1 protein-coding gene is annotated in these 19,849 nt (G+C 71.1%); it reads right to left on the minus strand.

The features are described from left to right. Nucleotides 1-5 precede the first annotated feature (5 nt). The gene (locus BLV57_RS37225) at nt 6-19,808 is read right to left on the minus strand and encodes a type I polyketide synthase (protein ID WP_176968984.1); all 19,803 of its coding nucleotides are present in this window, start codon (nt 19,806-19,808) and stop codon (nt 6-8) included. Nucleotides 19,809-19,849: the final 41 nt, after the last annotated feature.

Here is a 19,849-nt window from a genome sequence, read left to right on the forward strand (position 1 = left end):
AGTCATCACTGCTCCCAAGAGCGGAATACCCGCAGCTCATCCGGGGTGCGGACGACCTCGAGCCGCTCATCGCCAGAGTGACCGCCGCCGAGCGCGGCCAGCAGCCGCCGGGCGGGCACATTGCGCGGGGTGCGTTCGGCGGTCAGCCGGACGGTCGCGCACCCGAGTTCCTCGGCGCGGCCTGCCAGCCACTCCAGCAGGCGTTCCTCGACACCACGCCCGAGCGCCCGGCAGCTGAGCTGCCACGCCATCACGTCCAAGTGCCCCTCCTCGGCACGGACCGCGAGCAGACCGATCTGCCCGTAGTCCCCGAAACGGTCACGCGCCGCGGCGATCCACAGCTCACCCCGCTCACGCCAGCGCGCGACGTCGCCGCCGTCCGCCGAGCGTGCGCGCAACGTGAACTGATTGGTACGGCTGACAAGTTGCTCCGCTCGCGGTATGTCCACATCGGACACGGCCGTGATGTCGACCTCCAGGTCCAGCTCGGCGAGGAACTGCTCGAAGCCCGCCTGCGCGCTGGCCGCGTCCCGCTCGCGCTCCTGCTCGTAGAACTTGGCGCGCAACGCGTCTTCGGCGGTCGCCGCCGCCGGGACGAGCGGCCACAGCCTGGCCAGGAACTCGGCCAGCTCGTCCGCTGGCGGACAGGTCACCGCCAGGACCTCGGGCAGCGCCGCCCGCACCTTCGCGATCTCAGCCGGGTTGTCGTCGAGGAACAGGAAGCTGTCGACACCGAGGTTGAGCGTGCGCGCCGCCTCGGCCAGCCGCTCGGGCTTGGGACCCCACGCGGCCGAGAACACGCTGAAATGCTCTGGTTTCAGTACGCTGTCGGGACGGTCGAGCACCGCGCGGACGGTGGCCTCGTCGTTGTTGGAGACGAGCATCAGCACCGCGCCCGCCTGCCGCCACTGCAGCAGCCTGCGCGCCAGCACCGCACGCGGCCCGCCGAGATCGACGGCCTCCGGCCCGATCTCGCCCGCGACCCCGCCCCACAGTGTCTCGTCGCCGTCGACCGCGATCACCTTGGGCGCGCGCCGCCGCACCGCCTTGACCACTTCGGCGAGCCGCAACGCCACCGCCGCCTGGAACGGCGCGGTGAACGGCAGATGCGCCAGCCGGTCGGTCCGCTCGTCGAAACGCTCCCTGGTGCCAGGGTCCCAGTCGTCGAGCACCGCGATGCCCGGCAGCTCCGAGAGTTCCGCCGCGATCTCACGTTCCCAGTGCGTGAAGCGCTCTTCCTGGCCCGCGGTGGGCAGGAAGCCGACGATCAGCGGCTTACGACTCGCCTTGATTGCCGCAGGGAACGCCGTGCGCAACTCGGCGAGCATCGCGTCGTCCACCGGGCCGAACCGGCCGAGGTCGGCCGCCCGCAGCAGCACGATCCCGATCTCCGCAGCCGCGAAAACCCCGGCGGGATCTTTGAGCGCCGCGAGAACCTGGTGATACGGCGCTTCGGCGATCTTCGGCCCGTCCGCTCCGAGCGCCGCCGAGCACAGCAACGGCAGAGTGCCGAGCGCGAAGGTGGCCGCGAGCGCCAACTCGGGAGCGGACGTCCGCTCGCTCGTGTCCTCGGTCAGCTCCCCGAGCAGCCGGACGAACTCCTCACCCAGCCCGGAACCCGTTGCGGCGTCGAGGATGTCGAGGTTGTAGTCGAGCCGGATCAGCGCCGCGTCCGGGATCATGGTGATCATCAGATCGAGGTCGGAATAGCCGGTGCCCGCGGGCAGCACCTCGACCTGGCTCAGCCGTCCCGACGACCGGATGTAGTTGAAGTAGACCTCCACGAGCGGCGCGTTCTCGCGGCGCAAACCCTGACGCGCGAGCGTGGCGAGCACGTCGGAGAACATCGCGCCGCGGTCGAGGATCCGTTGCAGCCGCCCATCCGTGCGGCGCAGCACCTCGGCGACCGGCTCACCCGCGCGTGCCTCGGCCGGGAACGGCACCGGCACCCCGAAGAAGCCCACGGCGTCGTACGCGTCGGCGTGGATGCGAGTGTCCACGGGCACGGCGAGCACGAACCGCTCCCGTTCCTGCTTCCTGGCCAGCAGCACGGTCAACGTCCCGAGACAGAACGCGGCCGGGGTGATCGACAGCCGGTTCGCGGCGGCGGTGACCCGGTCCATCAGCTCGGCGGGCATCGGCACACTCGCGCTGCCCGAGCGGTAGGAACGCACCGGCGGCCGGGCTTGGGCGAGTTCCAGGTCAAGCCGCTTGCTGCCGTGGAAGAGCTCGCGCCACTCCGCGGTCGCCCGGCCGCCGCCCTGCTGGGCCTCGATGAGCAGGTCGAGATCGCGGTTGGTGATCGTGCCGTCGAGCGGCGCGCCACCCAGCCCGGCGTCGATTTCCCCGGCGATCAACAGCAGCGACTGGAGATCGCTGACCGCGTGATGCGCACCGAACACCAGGACCTGCCCCTGCTCGCCGGCGTCGACCAGCTCGAACCGCCACAACGACGGCTGCGCCAGGTCGAACGGCGGTTCCAGCAGCGTGCGCAGCCGCTCGGCCGGGTCGAGCTCGCCCGCGGCGACCGTCCAATACAGCAGGTCGGCCACCTTCCGGTCGACTTTCAGCTCCCAGCCGCCCGACTCGGCGGGCACGATCCCGGTGCGCAGCGCCGCGTGCCGGGCACCGAGCTTGGTGAGGATGCCGCTCAGCTCGTCGCGGCTGGTCGGCGTGGTCAACCGCAGCGCGAGGCCGACGCCGTGCGCCGCGGCGGGCATGCCCGGCTGAGCGCTGCGCAGCAGCCGCACGACATCGCGGGTCGCGGGCCGGACGTCGGGGTCGGGCACCTCGGCCGCGCTCACGGCCGCCTCCGGCCGGACCGCCCGCTCGGGAAGAGCCTGGGCCAACGTCCGGGCCAGGGCGCTGATGTCGTCGGCCTCGAACACCTCCGCTGCCGGGAGTTCGACGCCCAGGTCGCGGACGAAGGCGTTGCGCAACCGGACGACCATCAGGGAGTCCAAACCCAGTTCCTTCAACGATTGCGTCGACGAACCGGCCGCCCCGCTCACGTCGACCACCCGGGCCCGGACATAGGCGTCGAGCCGGGTGATCCGGTCTTGGTCGGTGGTCGCCTCGAAGACGTGCGAAGCGAGGTCGTCCGAGGCGGCCGTGGCGGTGACCAGGTCGTCCAGGATCGGCCGGGCGTCGAGCAGCCGCGTGTCGAGCGCGAGTGGCGCGAGCTGGCGGCGGCCGGTGGTCAGCACCCGCTCGAACAGGTCGCCGCCCTCCTGCGGGGAGAAGGCGAGCACGCCGGACCGGCTCAGCTCTGCGCCGGAGTCGGCGACCATGCCGACGCCGGACCAGGCGCCCCAGTCCAGGCTCAACGCCCGGCGGCCGGTGCGCGACAGGTGATGCGCCCAGGCGTCGAGGAACGCGTTCGCCGCCGAGTACGGGCTCTGCCCCGCCGAGCCGAGCAGTCCGGCCACCGAGGCGAAGAGCACCAGGTTCTCCGACTCCGGCACCAGCTCGGTGAGCAGCGCGGTGCCCAGAACCTTGGGCGCGAGGACGCGCCGGACGTTCTCCTCGGTCAGGTTCGCGATCGTCGCGTCGTCGAGCACACCGGCCGCGTGCACGACCGTGCTGATCGGACCTGCCTTGCGCCGCAACGCATCCAGCGCGGCAGCGAGACTCTCACGGTCGGCGACGTCAGCACGTCCTAAGTGGACTCTAACGCCCTGCCGTTCTAGCCCGGCGATCCACTCACCGGTTTCCGCGTCGGGCGTGCCACGGCTGACCAAGGCGAGACTGCGGACACCCCGCCGGACCAGCCGCTCGGCCACGACGCGACCGAGACCGCCGAGGCCACCGGTGATCAGGTGCACGCCCTCCGCGGAGAAGTCACCGCCGTCAGGCTGCGTACGAGCCAGCCTCGGCACGAGTCGCGAAGACCCGCGCAGCGCGACCAGGCGTTCGTCGTCCGCGTGCCACAGCTGGGTCCACAACTCGTCGATGCCTTCCGACGGTGGCAGGTCGATCAGCGTGGTCGCCAGCTCCGGGTACTCCTGCGCGACCGCGAGCCCGAAACCCCAGGCGAGCGCCTGCTGCGGGTTCGTGACCGAGGTGCTGTCCCCGGCCGTCTGGCTGCCGCGGACGACCACGAACAGGCGCGGAGCGCGGCTGTCGAGCGCACGCACCAGGTTCAGCGTGCTCAGGCAGCACAGCCGCGCCGCCTCTTCGGCGGACGTGGCGTCCTCGATCGCCGGGGCGTCGAGCGCGGTCAGCTGGACGATTCTGGCGGGCGGGCCGTCGGCGAAAGCTTCTCGCAGCAACCGTTCCAGGTGCCCAGGATCGGTCGGATCGACGACGTAACGATCCGGTCCCTCGATGGCGAAGGCCGAGCCGCGACGGGCGATGACCGCCGTGTGGAGACGGCCGCCGAGTTCGTCGGCCACTCCGGTTTCGTCGGCCAGGATCAGCCAGGGACCGTCAACGGACGTGCCTTGCGCGACCGGCCGTGGCTGCCACCGCGTCTCGAACAACGCGCCGTCGAGCGGTGAGAGCGCCGCGAGCCGCAGGTTTTCGATCTCCAGCAACAGGTTTTCGTGCTCGTCCCAGATGCCGAAGTCGACGATGGCGGAGTCTTCGGACACGGACCGCAGGCGGCAGCTCACCCACGCCGGAGCGCCCCGGAGGCCGGTGAAGCGCAGCCGTCCGACCCCGGCGGGCACGAACGTCCCGGTCGGCGCGTCGCCGGGCAGGACGGCCGTGTGGAACGCGGCGTCGAGGATCGCGGGGTGCACCAGGTAGCCCGGTGCGGACCTGGATTCCAGCCGCCCCACGGCCGTCTTGGGTCCCCGCTTTCCCTGCTCCAGAGCCCGGAAAACCGGTCCGTACTCGATTCCGCGCGCGCTCAACCCCGCGTACACGGCAGGCAGGTCGACCTCGTCGGCGCACTCCGCGCGCACCGCGTCGAGCCGCAGGTCGGATAACTCCTCGCCGCTCGTCTCGACGCGTCCGCTGACGTGCCGCTCCCAGCCCTCGCCCGCTGAGGAGGCGATGGTGAACTCACCGGCGGGCCGCAACACCAGCTGCAGCCGGACGGGCTTTTCCGGGTCGAGTGCCAGCGGCCGCACGAACTGCACGTCGACGAGATGCGCGCCGGGCCCGGCGGCTTCCAGTGCCATGCCGAGGAAAGCGGCGCCGGGCAGCCAAGCCTCGCCGTTGACCCGATGCTCCGCCAGGTAGCCGAACCGGCTGTCCCGCAAGTCGATCTCGCACTGGTAGAGGTGACGGCCTGGCTCGTCGCTGGACTCGACATGCGTGCCGAGCAGCTCTGAGCCGCTGCCGGTGGCCACCACAGGCGTGCGCCAGTGGCGCTCGGTGGCGAAGGCGTACGTCGGCAGGTCGACGCGCCTGCCCTGGCTCGTCCACTGTGGAGTGTGCCCGGCGACGTACAGCTCCCCCAGCCCTCGCAGCAATGCCTCGCGGCCTTGCTGTTTGCGCAGCGAGCCGACGCCGATCGCCTCGATCCCGGCTTCGGCCGCCGTCGCCTCGATGGCGGACAGCAAGGTCGGATGTGGGCTGAGTTCGACGAAGTAGCGATAGCCGTCGTCGAGCATCCGCCGGATCGTGTCGGCGAACCGCACGGGCTTGCTCAAATTTCCGTACCAGTACTCGGCATCCAGCCGATCACCGGTGACCGGCTCGGCCAGCACCGTCGAGTACAACGGGGTCGGCACGGCCTGTCCCTGAACACCCGCGAGCTGATCGAGCAGCACCTCGCGCGCCGGTTCCATCAACGGGGTGTGCGAAGCGAACGGAGTCGTCAGCACTCGGACGTCGATGCCCTGCTGTTCCAGCTCCGCGCGCAACGAGGCCAGCGCGTCGGCGTCGCCCGCGATGGCGGTCGCACTGGGGCTGTTGACCGCGGCGATGAACAGCCGATCCGCATACGGGGCAAGCAGTTCTTCGGTCTCGGACACCGGCAGCGCGACCGAGATCATGCCGCCTTGCCCGACGAGCGGGGCCGCCGCGTTCGCTCGCCCGAGCACCGCCGCGACGGCGTCCTCCAGGCCCAGCGCACCCGCGTGATAGGCGGCGGCGATCTCGCCGAGGCTGTGGCCGACCACCGCGTCCGGGGTGACTCCGAGCGGTCGCCAAGCGGCGGCCAGCGCGGCGTTGACCGCGAACAACACCGGCTGCAGGTACTCGGTCCCGTCGGGCAGACCCTCGCGCAGCGCCTCGAGGACCGACCAGCCCGCCTGCCGTTCGATCTCCGAGTCGATCCGGCTCAGCTCGGCGCGGAACTCCTCGGAGTCCTTCAGCAAGTCCACCGCCATGCCGGGCCATTGGCCGCCGTGCCCGGAGAAGACGAACGCCACCTTGCCCGATTCCTCACGGGGCGGCGTGATCCTGCCTTCGCTCACCCGGTTCAGCGCCGCGCGCAGTTCCGCGTGGTCACCCGCCACGATCGCGGATCGCCACTCGAAGTGGCTGCGGTTGCACGCGAGTGCGTCGGCGACGCCCGCCAAGTCGGTGTCCTCGGTCAAGTACTCGGCCAACCGGGCGGCCTGCCCGCGCAGCCCGGACTCGCTCCGGCCCGACACGACGTAAAGCCGCTGGCCAGGAACGCTGTCCACAGGCTCGACGGTCTCCGGCGGCGCCTCTTCGATGATCAAGTGCGCGTTGGTGCCGCTGATCCCGAACGAGCTGAGCCCGGCTCGCCTGACCCGGCCCGACGCAGGCCACGCAGTCGCTTCTTGAAGCACGTGCAGGCCGCTGCCGTCCCAGTCGACATGGCGGCTCAGTGTGTCGGCGTGCAGGCTCGCGGGCAGGGTCTCGTGGCGCAGCGACTGCACAACCTTGATCAACCCGGCGACGCCCGCGGCCGCCTGAGCGTGGCCGAGGTTCGACTTCAGCGACCCGATGTACAGCGGCCGCTCCCGATCGCCGAAGACCCGCGCCAGCGCGTTGGCCTCGATCGGGTCGCCCAGCGAAGTGCCGGTGCCGTGCGCTTCCACGTAGTCGAGGTCGCCCGGCTCCAGCCCGGACTGCGCCAACGCCCGCCGGATCACCTGCTCCTGCGCTGGCCCGTTCGGCGCGGAAAGCCCCTGGCTCCGGCCGTCCTGATTGACCGCGATTCCGCGCAGCAGCGCCAAAACCCGGTCGCCGTCTCGCTGCGCGTCGCTCAGACGCTTGAGCACGACCATCCCGGCACCCTCGGCCCAGACAGCGCCGTCGGCGTCATCGGAGAACGACCGGCAACGACCGGACGGCGAGAGCCCCCGCAACCGGCTGAACTCGACGAACAGCTGCGGCGTGACCATGACCGTCACGCCTCCGGCGAGCGCCAAGTCGCACTCCCCCGAGCGCAGCGCCTGAACCGCCAACTGCACCGCCACCAGCGACGACGAACACGCGGTGTCCACCGTCAACGCGGGACCGTGCAACCCCAGCGCATACGCGAGCCGACCCGAGGCCACGCTCAACGCGGACCCGGTCCCGACGTAGCCATCCATCTGGTCGAGCCGCGAGCCGACCAGGTAGTCGCTGGCCATCATGCCGACGTACACGCCGGTGCCGCTGCCCGCGAGCGACGCGGGCACGATGTCCGCCCGCTCCAAGGCTTCCCAGGTCGTCTCCAGCAACAGCCGCTGCTGCGGATCCATCGCCTCGGCTTCCTTGGGCGTGATACCGAAGAAACTCGCGTCGAACGACTCGATGTCATCCAGGAACCCGCCATGCCGTGCATACGACTTCCCCGGCGCGTCCGGATCCGGGTCGTAGAGCCCTTCCACGTCCCACCGCTCGGCCGGGAACGGCCCGACCGCGTCCCGGCCCTCCGCCACCAGCCGCCACAAACCTTCGGGATCGCTGACCCCGCCCGGCAACCGGCAAGCCATCGACACGACCGCGATCGGTTCGTCCGAAGTGGACACCCGAGGTCGCTCCACAGTGACCGGTCGGCTGTTCGTCGCGAACACGGTGCTCAGCAGGTACTCACTGAGCCGCGCCGGCGTCGGATGGTCGAACAACAGCGTCGCCGGAAGCCGGGACTCGACGCGCGCGCCGATCCGGTTCCGCAGTTCCACCGCGGTCAGCGAGTCCATGCCCAGCTCGCGGATCGGCTGGTCGGACCGGACGGAATCCGTCGACCGCAAACCGAGCGCACGAGCCGTCTCCTCGCGCACCAGCGCCAGCACGCGCTCGGCGCGTTCCGCTTCCGACAACCCCGAGAGACGGTCCGCCAGGCTGTCATCCTTCTCAACGCGCTGGGCAGGCAGCAGCGAGCGCAACAACGGCGTGGCACGCAGCCGCGACACCGCGAGGTTCCAGGCGACGACGTGCGAACCGCCGTGCCGCAGCGCGAGTTCGGTGACATCGCGGCCCTGCTCCGAGCTGAACGCGCCGTACCCGAACCGCGCCATCCGCTTCAGATCGGCATGATCGACGGCCAGCCCCTCGTCGGCCCAAGCGCCGTACGAGAGCGAAACACCCGGCAGCCCCGCCGCCCGCCGCTGGTGCGCGAGCTGATCGAGGAAGACGTTGGCCGCCGCGTAGTTGGCCTGCCCCGCGTTCCCGATCACCCCGGCGACCGACGAGATCAGCACGAACATCTCCAGCGGCAGCCCGGCGGTCAGCCGATGCAGGTGAACGGCGCCGTCGACCTTGGGCCCCATGACCTTGGCCAGCCGTTCGGGCGTCAGGTCGGCGACGACCCCGTCATCCAGCACGCCCGCGCAGTGCACGACACCCCGCAGCGCTTCAACGCTCCCGAGCACCTCGGCGACCTCTGCCTCTACCGAGACATCGCACGCCACCACCTCGACCTCGGCCCCGAGAGCGCCCAGCTCCGCGCTGATCTCGGCGGCACGCGAGTCAGCAGGCCCCTGCCTCGACGTCAGAAGCAGCTTCCGAACCCCGCGCTCGGCCAGCAACCGGGCGATATTCCGGCCCACACCGCCCAACCCACCCGTGATCAGCACGGCACCCTCACCCTGGGGTCGTGAGTGATCCGAACGGTTAGAACCGTCGGCATCACTCACGACCCCCAGGGCGCGGACCAGCCGGGGCGCGAGCAGGGTGCCCGCGCGGACGGCCAGCTCGGGCTCGTCGGCCTGCAGCAGGGCCGCGACCAGCGAGTTCGTGCCGTCGACCAGGGTCAGGCCGAGGTCTGGGTGTTCGGCGCGGGCGGTGCGGGCCAGGCCCCACAGCACCGACTGCTCCAGGTTCGGGACCGTGTCGCCGTCGCCCGCCGCGAGCGCGCCGTCGGTCACCCAGATGGTCCGGCTGGGCGCGTCCTCGCCCGCGGCGATCAACGCCTGGAGTTCGGCGAGACCCGCTTCGGCCAGCTCCCGCGCCGTGCCCTGCGGCCACACCCGGACCACGACCTCGCCGCCCGTGTCGCTTACCCGGATTCCGGCTGCCTCGATCTCGCTCCGAATCGCCGCGTCGCCGAGGACCGTCCATTCCCCCGATGGCTCGGCGGGCTGCTCGGGCACGGCCGTCCAGGCAACCTCGTACAGGTGCCGCCCGTTGCCCGAACCCTCGGCGAGGTCGACCGGACTCGCCGACCGCGATCGCACGTTCTCCAGGCGCCCCACAGCGAAACCGTCGGCATCCCACAGGGTCACGTCCAGCGTGAGATCACCGTCGGAGTCGGTTCGCCGCACCGACACGACGAGGTCATGTCCCCCAGCGCGCGCGAGACTCACGCGCCCCATCGAGACCGGCAGCTGCACCCGGCCACCAGCGGCGATACCGCCTTCGAAGGCCGCCGACACGTGCAACGCGGCGTCCAGCAGCGCGGGGTGGACCGGATACGGGTCGGCCACGTCCCGCGCCGACGACGGCAGCGAAAGCCGGGCCAGCAGCTCACCCTCGCCGGTCACGACCACGTCCCGCACGCACTGGAAGGCCGGGCCATAGCCGAGCCCGAGCCGGGTCAGCTCGTCGTAGGTCTCCGGGCCCCACGCCGGTTCCCCGGCTTCCGGCCACACCGGCGGACGCCCGGTCGTCACGGCCGCCTCGGCCGCGGACGCGGTGGCGTTCAGGGTCCACGGCTCGCCACGCAGTCGACTGTGGACGGTGATCTCCGGCGCCGCCTCGGTGATGATCACCTCGACGGACACCTCGACGGGCCCGCTCAGCACGACCGGCGCGATCAGCAGCAGGTCGACCACATCGGCCGGGTCATCCGGCCTGGCGACGGCAAGCGCCGCGCGGCACAGCTCCAGCAACGTCGTGCCCGACACCACGATCCGCCCGAACACCGCGTGATCCGGCAGCCAGTCCACTGTGGACGGAGACCACTCGTTACGGAAGGTCCACCGGCTCTCGTCGGCCGACTGCACCTGAACCCCGAGCAGCGGATGCGCCGCGCGATCGAACAGGCCGGGCCCGTCAGCGGCCGCCTCGGGTTCGAGCCAGTGGCGCTGGCCGTCCCAGGCGTAGGTCGGCAGATCCACGGTGCCCGTTTCAGGAACCAAGCGCCGCCAGTCAATCGCGAGTCCCTGCACGTGAAGCTCAGCGAGCGCGCGGTCCAGGCAGGCCATGCCGTCCTCATCGCGGCGGAGCGAACCGACGGCGACCAGCTCGTCGTCGATGGTCTCCAGCGCGGTCAGCAACGCCGGATGCGGGCTCAGCTCGACGAAGTGGCGGTAGCCCTCGGCGACCATCCGTTCGACGGTCGGTCCAAAAAGGACAGGCTGACGCAGATTCTCGTACCAGTAGCCGTCCGAGTCCCCGGCGACCTGCTCGCCGGTCACCGTGGAGTACCAGGCGATCTCTGGCGCGGACAGGGCGATGCCATCGAGTTCGGCGGTGATCCGGTCGCGGACCGGCTCGACCAGCGGGCTGTGGGAGGCATAGTCGACGTCGACCCGGCGCGCGAAGATCTCGTCCCGCGCGAACTCGGCGAGCAGCTCCGCCAGCGACTCGTCGTCCCCGGCGATCACGGTCGCCCGGCCGCTGTTCACGGCGGCGATCGACGCCCGCCCGGCGAGCCGGGACTCGACTTCGGCACGGGACAGCGCGACCACGGCCATGCCGCCCGTGCCCGACAACTCGGTCAACGCCCGGCTGCGCACGGCGACGACCGCCGCCGCGTCCTCCAGGCTCAGCGCGTCGGCGACACAGGCCGCGGCGACCTCGCCCTGGCTGTGCCCGACCACGGCCTCCGGCTCGATCCCACGGGCCCGCCACACCGCGGCCAGCGACACCATCACCGTGAACAGCACGGGCTGGACGACGTCCACGCGTTCCAACGACGGTGCGCCTGCGTCACCCCGCAGCACGGCCCGCACCGACCAGTCCACAAAGGAACTCAACGCGGCATCGCAGCGCTCGACCGTCTCCGCGAAGACGGCGTCGGTCTCGAGCAAGTCCCGGCCCATCCCGGCCCACTGCGCGCCCTGACCGGGGAAAACAAACGCGATCTTGCCCGGCTGCCGGATGGTCCCGATCGAGTCGTCGGCTCCCCCGTCGGCCAGCTCCCGCAAGCCCGCCAGCAACTCGTCCCGGCTGGACGCCCGCACCACGATGCGGTGGTCAAAGTGGGTCCGGCGATGGGCCAACGTCGCCGCGACCGTAGACAACGCCAGCTCAGGCCTGCTTTCCAGGAACTCGCGAAGCCGCCTCGCCTGCCCTCGCAGAGCGGGAAGAGTACGTCCGGACAACGGGAACAGGGTCACCGGCGAGTCCGGCACCGACCCGGCCGTCACTTCGGGCGCCTCTTCGATGACCAGGTGCGCGTTGGTGCCGCTGATCCCGAACGAGCTGAGCCCAGCCCTCCGGACCCGGCCGGACGCAGGCCACGCGGTCGCCTCCCGGAGAACGTGCAGACCGCTGCCGTCCCAATCCACGTGCTGGCTCAGCGTCTCGGCGTGCAAGCTCGCGGGCAATGTCTCGTGGCGCAGCGACTGCACCACCTTGATCAGCCCCGCGATACCCGCCGCCGCCTGGGCATGCCCGAGGTTCGACTTCAGCGAGCCGACGTACAGCGGCCGCTCCCGGTCGCCGAAGACCTGCGCCAGCGCGTTCGCCTCGATCGGATCACCCAACGGCGTGCCCGTCCCGTGCGCCTCCACGTAGTCGAGATCACCCGGCTCCAATCCGGACTGCGCCAACGCCCGCCGGATCACCTGCTCCTGCGCGGGCCCATTCGGCGCCGACAGCCCCTGACTCCGGCCATCCTGATTGACCGCGATCCCGCGCAACACAGCCAGAATCGGGTCACCGTCTCGCTGGGCGTCACTCAACCGCTTGAGCACGACCATTCCCGCGCCCTCAGCCCAGACAGCGCCGTCAGCGTCATCCGAGAACGACCGGCAACGCCCCGTCGGCGACAACCCACGCAACCGGCTGAACTCGACGAACAGCTGCGGCGTGACCATGACCGTCACACCACCGGCAAGCGCCAGATCGCATTCCCCGGACCGCAGAGCCTGCGCCGCCAACTGCACCGCCACCAGCGACGACGAACACGCCGTGTCCACCGTCAACGCGGGCCCATGAAGCCCCAGCGCATACGCCAACCGCCCAGAAGCCACGCTCAGCGCGGACCCGGTGCCGACATACCCGTCCAGCTGATCCAGCCGCGAGCCGACCAGGTAATCGCTGGCCATCATGCCGACATACACACCGGTCCCACTGCCCGCGAGCGACGCGGGCACGATCCCGGCTCGCTCCAGCGCCTCCCACGTCGTCTCCATCAGCAACCGCTGCTGCGGATCCATCGCGGCGGCCTCTTTCGGCGTGATACCGAAGAAGCCCGCGTCGAACGACTCGATGTCATCCAGGAACCCGCCATGCCGCGCATACGACTTCCCCGGCGCGTCCGGATCCGGATCGTAGAGCGACTCCACGTCCCAGCGTCCGGCCGGGAACGGCCCCACCGCGTCCCGGCCCTCCGCCACCAGCCGCCACAGACCGTCTGGATCGGACACTCCACCCGGCAACCGGCAAGCCATGGACACGACCGCGATCGGTTCGTCCGAAGTGGACGCGCGCGGCCGCTCCGCCACGACAGCGGGTGCGGATCCCCAAGTCTGGTCGGCGAGATAGCTCGCCAGCGCGGCCGGAGTCGGGTAGTCGAACACCGCGGTCGCCGGAAGCCGCAGTCCGGTCGCGGCATTGAGTTCGTTGCGCAATTCCAGCGCGGACAACGAGTTGATGCCCGCCTCGCCGAACGCCTGATCGTCGCTCACCGAGTCCGACGGGCCGTGCCCGAGCACGGTGGCCGTCGTCGCGCGGACAAGGTCCAGCATCGCCTTCTCGTCACGGACCGGGGTCAACGCCGCCTGCCCCGCGGCGGGCGCACGGACGGTGCCCAGCAGTTCCGTGAACAGCGGCGGCCGTGTGCCGGACTTGGCCGCCTCCCGCAGCGCGCCCAGGTCGAGCCGGACGGGCACCACCAGCGCCTCGTCCAAGGCGAGCGCGGCGTCGAACAGCGCGAGGCCGAGTTCCGCGTCCATCGGGACCAGGCCGTTGCGGGCCATCCGCGTCCGGTCGAGCGCGCTCAGATGCCCGGTCATGCCGGTGTCCTGCGCCCACAACCCCCACGCCAGTGTCGTCGCGGGCAGCCCGGCCGCCCGCCGGTGAGCGGCCAGCGCGTCGAGGTAGGTGTTGGCGGCGGCGTAGTTGGCCTGCCCCGGGTTGCCGACGATCCCGGCGACCGACGAGAACAGCACGAACGCGCCGAGATCGAGGTGCTCGGTCAGCTTGTGCAGATTCCAGGCGCCGTCGGCCTTCGGGCGCAGCACGGTGTCCAACCGCTCCGCGTCGAGCGCGGCGACCGTGCTGTCGTCGAGCACGCCCGCCGCGTGGATCACCACGGTCAACGGGTGTTCGAGACCGGACAGGACCCCGGCCAGCTGGTTGGCGTCCGCGACGTCACACGCCGCGATCGTCACCTGCGCGCCGAGGCCGGTCAGCTCCGCTTCCAGCTCGGCCGCGCCCTCGGTGTCACGCCCGCGCCTGCCGGTCAGCACCAGGTGCCGCACGCCGTATCGGGTGACGAGGTGCCGCGCGAACAACCGGCCCAGCGTGCCGATCCCGCCCGTGATCAGCGCGGTTCCGGCCGGGTCGAGCGCCGTCGGCGCCGCGTCGTCCGGGACGGCCGCCCTGACCAGGCGCGGGGCGAGCAGCCGCTCGTCGCGCACGGCTACCTGCGGCTCCCCCGTGGCCACGGCCGCACGCAGCAGTTCGGGCGCCGGTTCCTCGAGATCGACGAGCACGAACCGGCCTGGGTTCTCCGACTGGGCGGTGCGCAGCAGTCCCCAGACCGGCGCGCTCGCCAGGTCGACGTCGTCCGTCGCGACCGCGCGACTGGTCACCACGACGAGCTTCTTCGAGTCGGAACCCTTGTCGTTGAGCCAATCCTGCACGAGCCCGAGCACATGCCCGACGCGGTCGCGTACCTCGCCTTCAGCGGGAACGTGCGCGATCACCACATCGCCCTCGGAATCGCCGGTGCTGGACACCGGCTTCCATTCGACCTTGAACAACGATCGCAGATGGCCACGCTCCGCCGAACCCAGCTGCTCCGCCGAGATCGGCCGCAGCGCGAGCGACCGCGCGCTGAACACGGGCGCCCCGGCCCCATCCGCCGCCGTGATCGCGAAAGCCCCACCTACAGCGGACAAGCGCACCCGCAGCATGGTCGCTTCGCGTGCGTGCAGCGACACGTCCGCGAAGGAGAACGGCAGCCGCAGCTCATCGGGCGCGGCGATGATGACCGGGTGGAGCGCGGCGTCGAGCAGCGCCGGGTGGATCGCGAACCGCTCGGCGTCGCCCGCTTCCGGCGGCAGTGCGATCTCCGCGTACAAGTCGTCGCCGTCGCGCCACATCGCGCGCAGTCCCTGGAACGCCGGACCGTACTCGTAACCGAGGTCGGCGAGCGTTTCGTAGGCGTCGTCGAGCGCGACCACCTCGCCCGGCGGCGGCCAGGCGGTCAGCGCATCCCCTGCCGTAACCGCCGGGGCGAGTGTCCCGGTCGCGTGCCGGGTCCACGGCTCGTCGTCCAGTCGCGAGTGGACGGTCACGTCCCGCCTGCCGTCGGCGGCCGGTCCGCCGACGACCACCTGCAATTCGACCGCACCCCGCTCGGGGATCCGCAGCGGGTGTTCGAGCACGAGATCCTCGACCGTCGCGCAGCCGGTCAGCTCACCGGCGTGCAGTGCCAGCTCGACGAACCCGGTTCCCGGCAGCAGGGCCGTCCCGGTCACCGCGTGGTCGGTCAGCCAGGGAGCGCTCTGCCGCGACAGCTTGCCCGCGCACACCAAGCCCTCGGTGCCCGCGAGCGGGATCACGGTGTCGAGCAGCGGGTGCTCCGAGGTGCCCGCGGCCGCCGCGGGCGTCGGCACCATCCAGAACCGCTCGACCTGGAACGGGTAGGTGGGCAGGTCGATCTGCCTGCCGCTCGGGAACACCGTGCCCCAGTCGACGTTCGCGCCATGCGCGTGCGCGGTGGCCAGCGACAGCAGCAAGCGGTCGAGGCCGCCATCGCCGCGCCGCAGCGTGCCGAGCGCGTGCCCGTCGCGTGCCTTCTCTTCGAGGATCTGCTGCACGCCGACGGTGAGCACCGGGTGCGGGCTGCATTCGACGAACAACGCGTGCTTCTCGGCGAGCGCCCCGAGCACCCGGTGCAGTTCCACCGGATTGCGCAGGTTCCGGTACCAGTACTCGGCGTCCAGCCCGGCGGTGTCGATCAGCTCACCGGTCAGCGTGGAGTGGAACGGCACCTCGCTCGTGCGCGGCACGATCGGGCCCAGCTCACGCAGCAACACCTCGTGCAGCTGCTCCACCTGCGGCGAATGCGACGCGTAGTCCACCGGCAGCCGGTGCACCCGCACGCCGTCGGCCGCCAGCGCCTCGGCGAACTCGTCCAGCGCCGTCGGCTCGCCGGAGACCACAGTGGACGCCGGGCCGTTGGCCGCCGCGACGGACAGCCGTGGCGCCCATCGCTCGATCTTGGCATCGACCTCAGCCCGGGAAAGGCCGACCGAAGCCATGCCTCCTTGGCCAGACAACGCGCGAATCGCCTTGCTCCGCAACGCGACCACTCGCGCACCGTCCGAAAGCGACAGTCCACCCGCGACGGTCGCGGCCGCGATCTCACCCTGCGAGTGCCCGACGACCGCAACAGGCGTGACACCGTGCGCCCGCCAGGTGGCGGCCAGCGAGACCATCACCGCCCACAGCGCGGGCTGGACGACGTCGACCCGCTCCAGTGCGGTCTCGTCGGCGAGCACCTCGGTCAGCGACCAGTCGACGAACTCACCCAGCGCCCGCTCGCAGGCGGCCATCTGCTCGGCGAAGACCGGACTGGTGCGCAGCAGGTCCACCGCCATGCCCACCCATTGCGTGCCCTGCCCGGGAAAGACGAGCACCGGACTGCTGCTCCCGTGGGCCCGGCCGACCGCGGTACCGGCCGCCGCCTTGCCCGCGGCGATCGCGCGCAATCCCGCGAGGAACTCGTCACGGTCCCGGCCGACGACGGCCGCGCGGTGGTCGAACCTCGCCCGGCCGGTCACCAGCGTGAACCCGGCGTCGGCGAGGTCGAGTTCCGGGTCGCCTTCGAGCCATTCGCCGAGTTGGGCCGCCTGCTCGCGGACCGCGACCTCGGTCTTGGCCGAGAGCACCAGCGGCAGCACCCGGCGCGTGGGCTGTGGTTCGGCGGGCGGCTGTTCGAGGATCACGTGCGCGTTGGTGCCGCTGATGCCGAACGACGACACCGCCGCGCGGCGCGGCCGATCGGACTTCGGCCACGGGGTGTGCTCGGCGAGCGGCGCGACCTGCCCGCTCGCCCAGTCGACGTGCGGGCTCGGCGCGTCGAAATGCAGGATCTTGGGCAGCAGCCCGTACCGCATCGCCTGCACCATCTTGATCACACCGCCCACCCCGGCCGCGGCCTGGGCGTGCCCGATGTTGGCCTTGAGCGAGCCGAGCAGGAGCGGGCGCTCGCGGTCCTGGCCGTAGGTGGCGAGCAGTGCCTGCGCTTCGATCGGGTCGCCGAGCGGGGTCCCGGTGCCGTGCGCCTCGACCGCGTCGACGTCGGCCGGGGTCAGCCCGGCGCTGTCGAGCGCGTCGCGGATGACCCGTTCCTGCGCGGGCCCGCTCGGCGCGGAAATGCCGTTGGACGCGCCGTCCTGGGTGACGGCCGAGCCGCGCACGATGGCGAGCACCCGGTGCCCGTTGCGCTCGGCGTCCGACAACCGCTCCAGCACGAGCAGCCCGGCGCCTTCGGCCCAGGCGGTGCCGTTCGCGGCGGCCGCGAACGGCTTGCACCGGCCGTCCGGCGAAAGCCCCCGCATCCGCGAGAACTCGATGAACATCTCCGGCGTCGCCATGACCGTCACGCCGCCAGCCAGCGCCAGCGAGCATTCGCCACGCAGCAGCGACTGGGTCGCCAAGTGCATCGCGACCAGCGAAGACGAGCACGCCGAGTCGACCGTGATCGCGGGCCCGCGGAAGTCGAAGAAGTACGAGAGCCGCCCGGACACCACGCTGGAGGTGTTTCCGGTGATCAGGTGGCCTTCGAGTCCTTTGGGGACGGTGTGCACCCTGGGCATGTAGTCGTGGTTGAGTGTGCCCGCGAACACCGCCGTCCGGCTGCCCCGCACGGACGCCGGATCGATGCCCGCGCTCTCGAACGCCTCCCAGGCAGTGGTCAGCAGCAGCCGCTGCTGCGGGTCGGTGGTCAGCGCCTCGCGCGGGGAGATGCCGAAGAACGACGCGTCGAAATCCCCCGCGTCGTAAAGGAAACCGCCGTTTCGCGTGTACGAGGTGCCGACGTGGTCGGGGTCCGGGTCGAAGAGCGTGTCGAGATCCCAGCCACGGTCCGCCGGGAACTCGCCGATCGCGTCGACCCCGGTCGCCGCCACCCGCCACAGGTCGTCCGGCGTGGCGATGCCCCCGGGGAACCGGCAAGCCATGCCGACGATCGCCACCGGCTCGTAGACCGGCCCTGCCTGGGGACGCGCTGCCGGGGTCTCGGGTGCCGCACGCAGATGCTCGGCCAGCGCGCGGGGCGTCGGGTAGTTGAGGAACGCGGTCTGGGACACCTGCGTCTCCACGAGCGGCTGGAGCCGCTCGTACAGCTCGACGCCCATGAGCGAGGTGAACCCGAGTTCGGCGAACTTGCGGTCGGGATCGACGTCGGCGGGATCGGCGTGCCCCAGCACCAGCGCGGCCTGCTCGCGCACCACCCTCAGCAGCGCGTCGTCGTCTCCGGTCCGCGGCTTCGTGCGCACCGGCCGTCGCACAGCGTCGACCCAGTGCCGGGTGCGCTGGAACGGGTAGGTCGGCAGCCGGACGGCGCTGGCGCCGTCGAACACCGTCTCCCAGCCGGGCTGACCGCCTGCGAGCGTGTCTGTCTCGTGGCCCTCGGCGATCGCTCGCAGGCCGGACAGCAACGCTTCCCGTGCCGACGCCGTGAACGCGGCCCGATGCTCGAACGCGGTGCGCGTGGTCGCCAAGGAGTAGGCGAGGTCCAGCAGGGAAATCTCGGGGTGGTTCTCGACGTATTCGCCGAGCCGCACAGCCTGCTCTCGCAACGCTTCAGGTGATCGTCCAGAAAGGACGAACGGAAGCTCCTTCGCGGCAACGGCTTGCGTCTTGGGAGCTGCCGGTGGTTCGCTGAGCACGAGATGACAATTCGTCCCGCCCAGGCCGAACGAACTCACTCCGGCGAACCTCGGCCCCGCGTCCCACGCCTTCGCCTCGGTGCAGACGCGCAGGCGCAACGCGTCAAGCGGGATCTGCGGATTCGGGGTCTCGAAGTTCAGGCTCGCCGGGATCTCCCTGTGCTGGATGGCGAGCACGGCCTTGAGAAGGCCCGCGATCCCCGCGGCCGCTTCGAGATGACCGAGATTGGTCTTCACCGACCCCACCGGCAGCGGGTCGCCGTCGAGACGCGCTTTCCCATGCACGGCACCGAGTGCGGCGGCCTCGATCGGGTCGCCGACCTTGGTCCCGGTCCCGTGCAGCTCGACGTACCCGACCTGCACGGGATCGACACCGGCGTGCTCGTACGCGGTCCGCAGCACCTCTTCCTGCGCGGCCTGGCTGGGCACGGTGAGCCCGTCACCACCGCCGTCGTTGTTGACCGCGCCGCCGCTGATCACGCCGTGGATCAGGTCACCGGCGGCCACCGCGGCTTCCAGCGGCTTGAGCACCACGACCGCGCCACCCTCGCCGCGCACGAACCCGTTGGCCCGCGCGTCGAAGGTGTGACACCGCCCGTCAGGCGAGAGACCGCCGAACCGCTCGGCCTCCTGCGCGCTCGCGGCGGCGAGGTTGAGATTGACGCCGCCGGCGAGCGCGATCTCCGATTCCCCGGAGAGCAGGCTCTGACACGCCAGGTGGACCGCGACCAGCGAGGACGACTGGCCGGTGTCGACGACCATGCTCGGGCCGCGCAGCCCGCAGAAGTACGAAACCCGGTTCGCGATGATCCCGCGTTGCAGGCCGGCGAAAGTGTGCTGGGAACTGTCGCGGGCGGTCAGCCTCGCGTAGTCGTCGCGGCCCGCGCCGATGAAGACACCGGCCCGGGTGTCCCGCATGGACTCCGCGACAATTCCGGCGTCCTCCAAGGCTTCCCAGCTCAGTTCGAGCGTCAGCCGCTGCTGCGGGTCCATCGCGGCCGCTTCGCGCGGCGAGATGCCGAAGAATCCGGCGTCGAACTGGTCCACCCCGGAAATGAACGAGCCCCAGCGAGCCCCGGCCTCGTAGGCTTCATCACCGTCCCGCCGCTCAGCCGGGATCTCGGTGATCAGATTCGCGCCCGCTTTGAGCTGTGCCCAGAATTCCGAAAGGTCTCTCGCCTGAGCGAAACGGCACGAAATCCCGACAATGGCAATAGCCATGACAAATCCCCCATTGCGATACAGAAAACCTTGCGGCGGAA

The organism is Amycolatopsis xylanica (genome assembly GCF_900107045.1).
GTDB classification, from domain to species: Bacteria; Actinomycetota; Actinomycetes; order Mycobacteriales; family Pseudonocardiaceae; genus Amycolatopsis; species Amycolatopsis xylanica.

Excerpts from the sequence above, each read along its gene's own strand:
- BLV57_RS37225 (WP_176968984.1), bottom strand. The coding sequence starts at position 19,808 with ATGGCTATTGCCATTGTCGGGATTTCGTGCCGTTTCGCTCAGGCGAGA.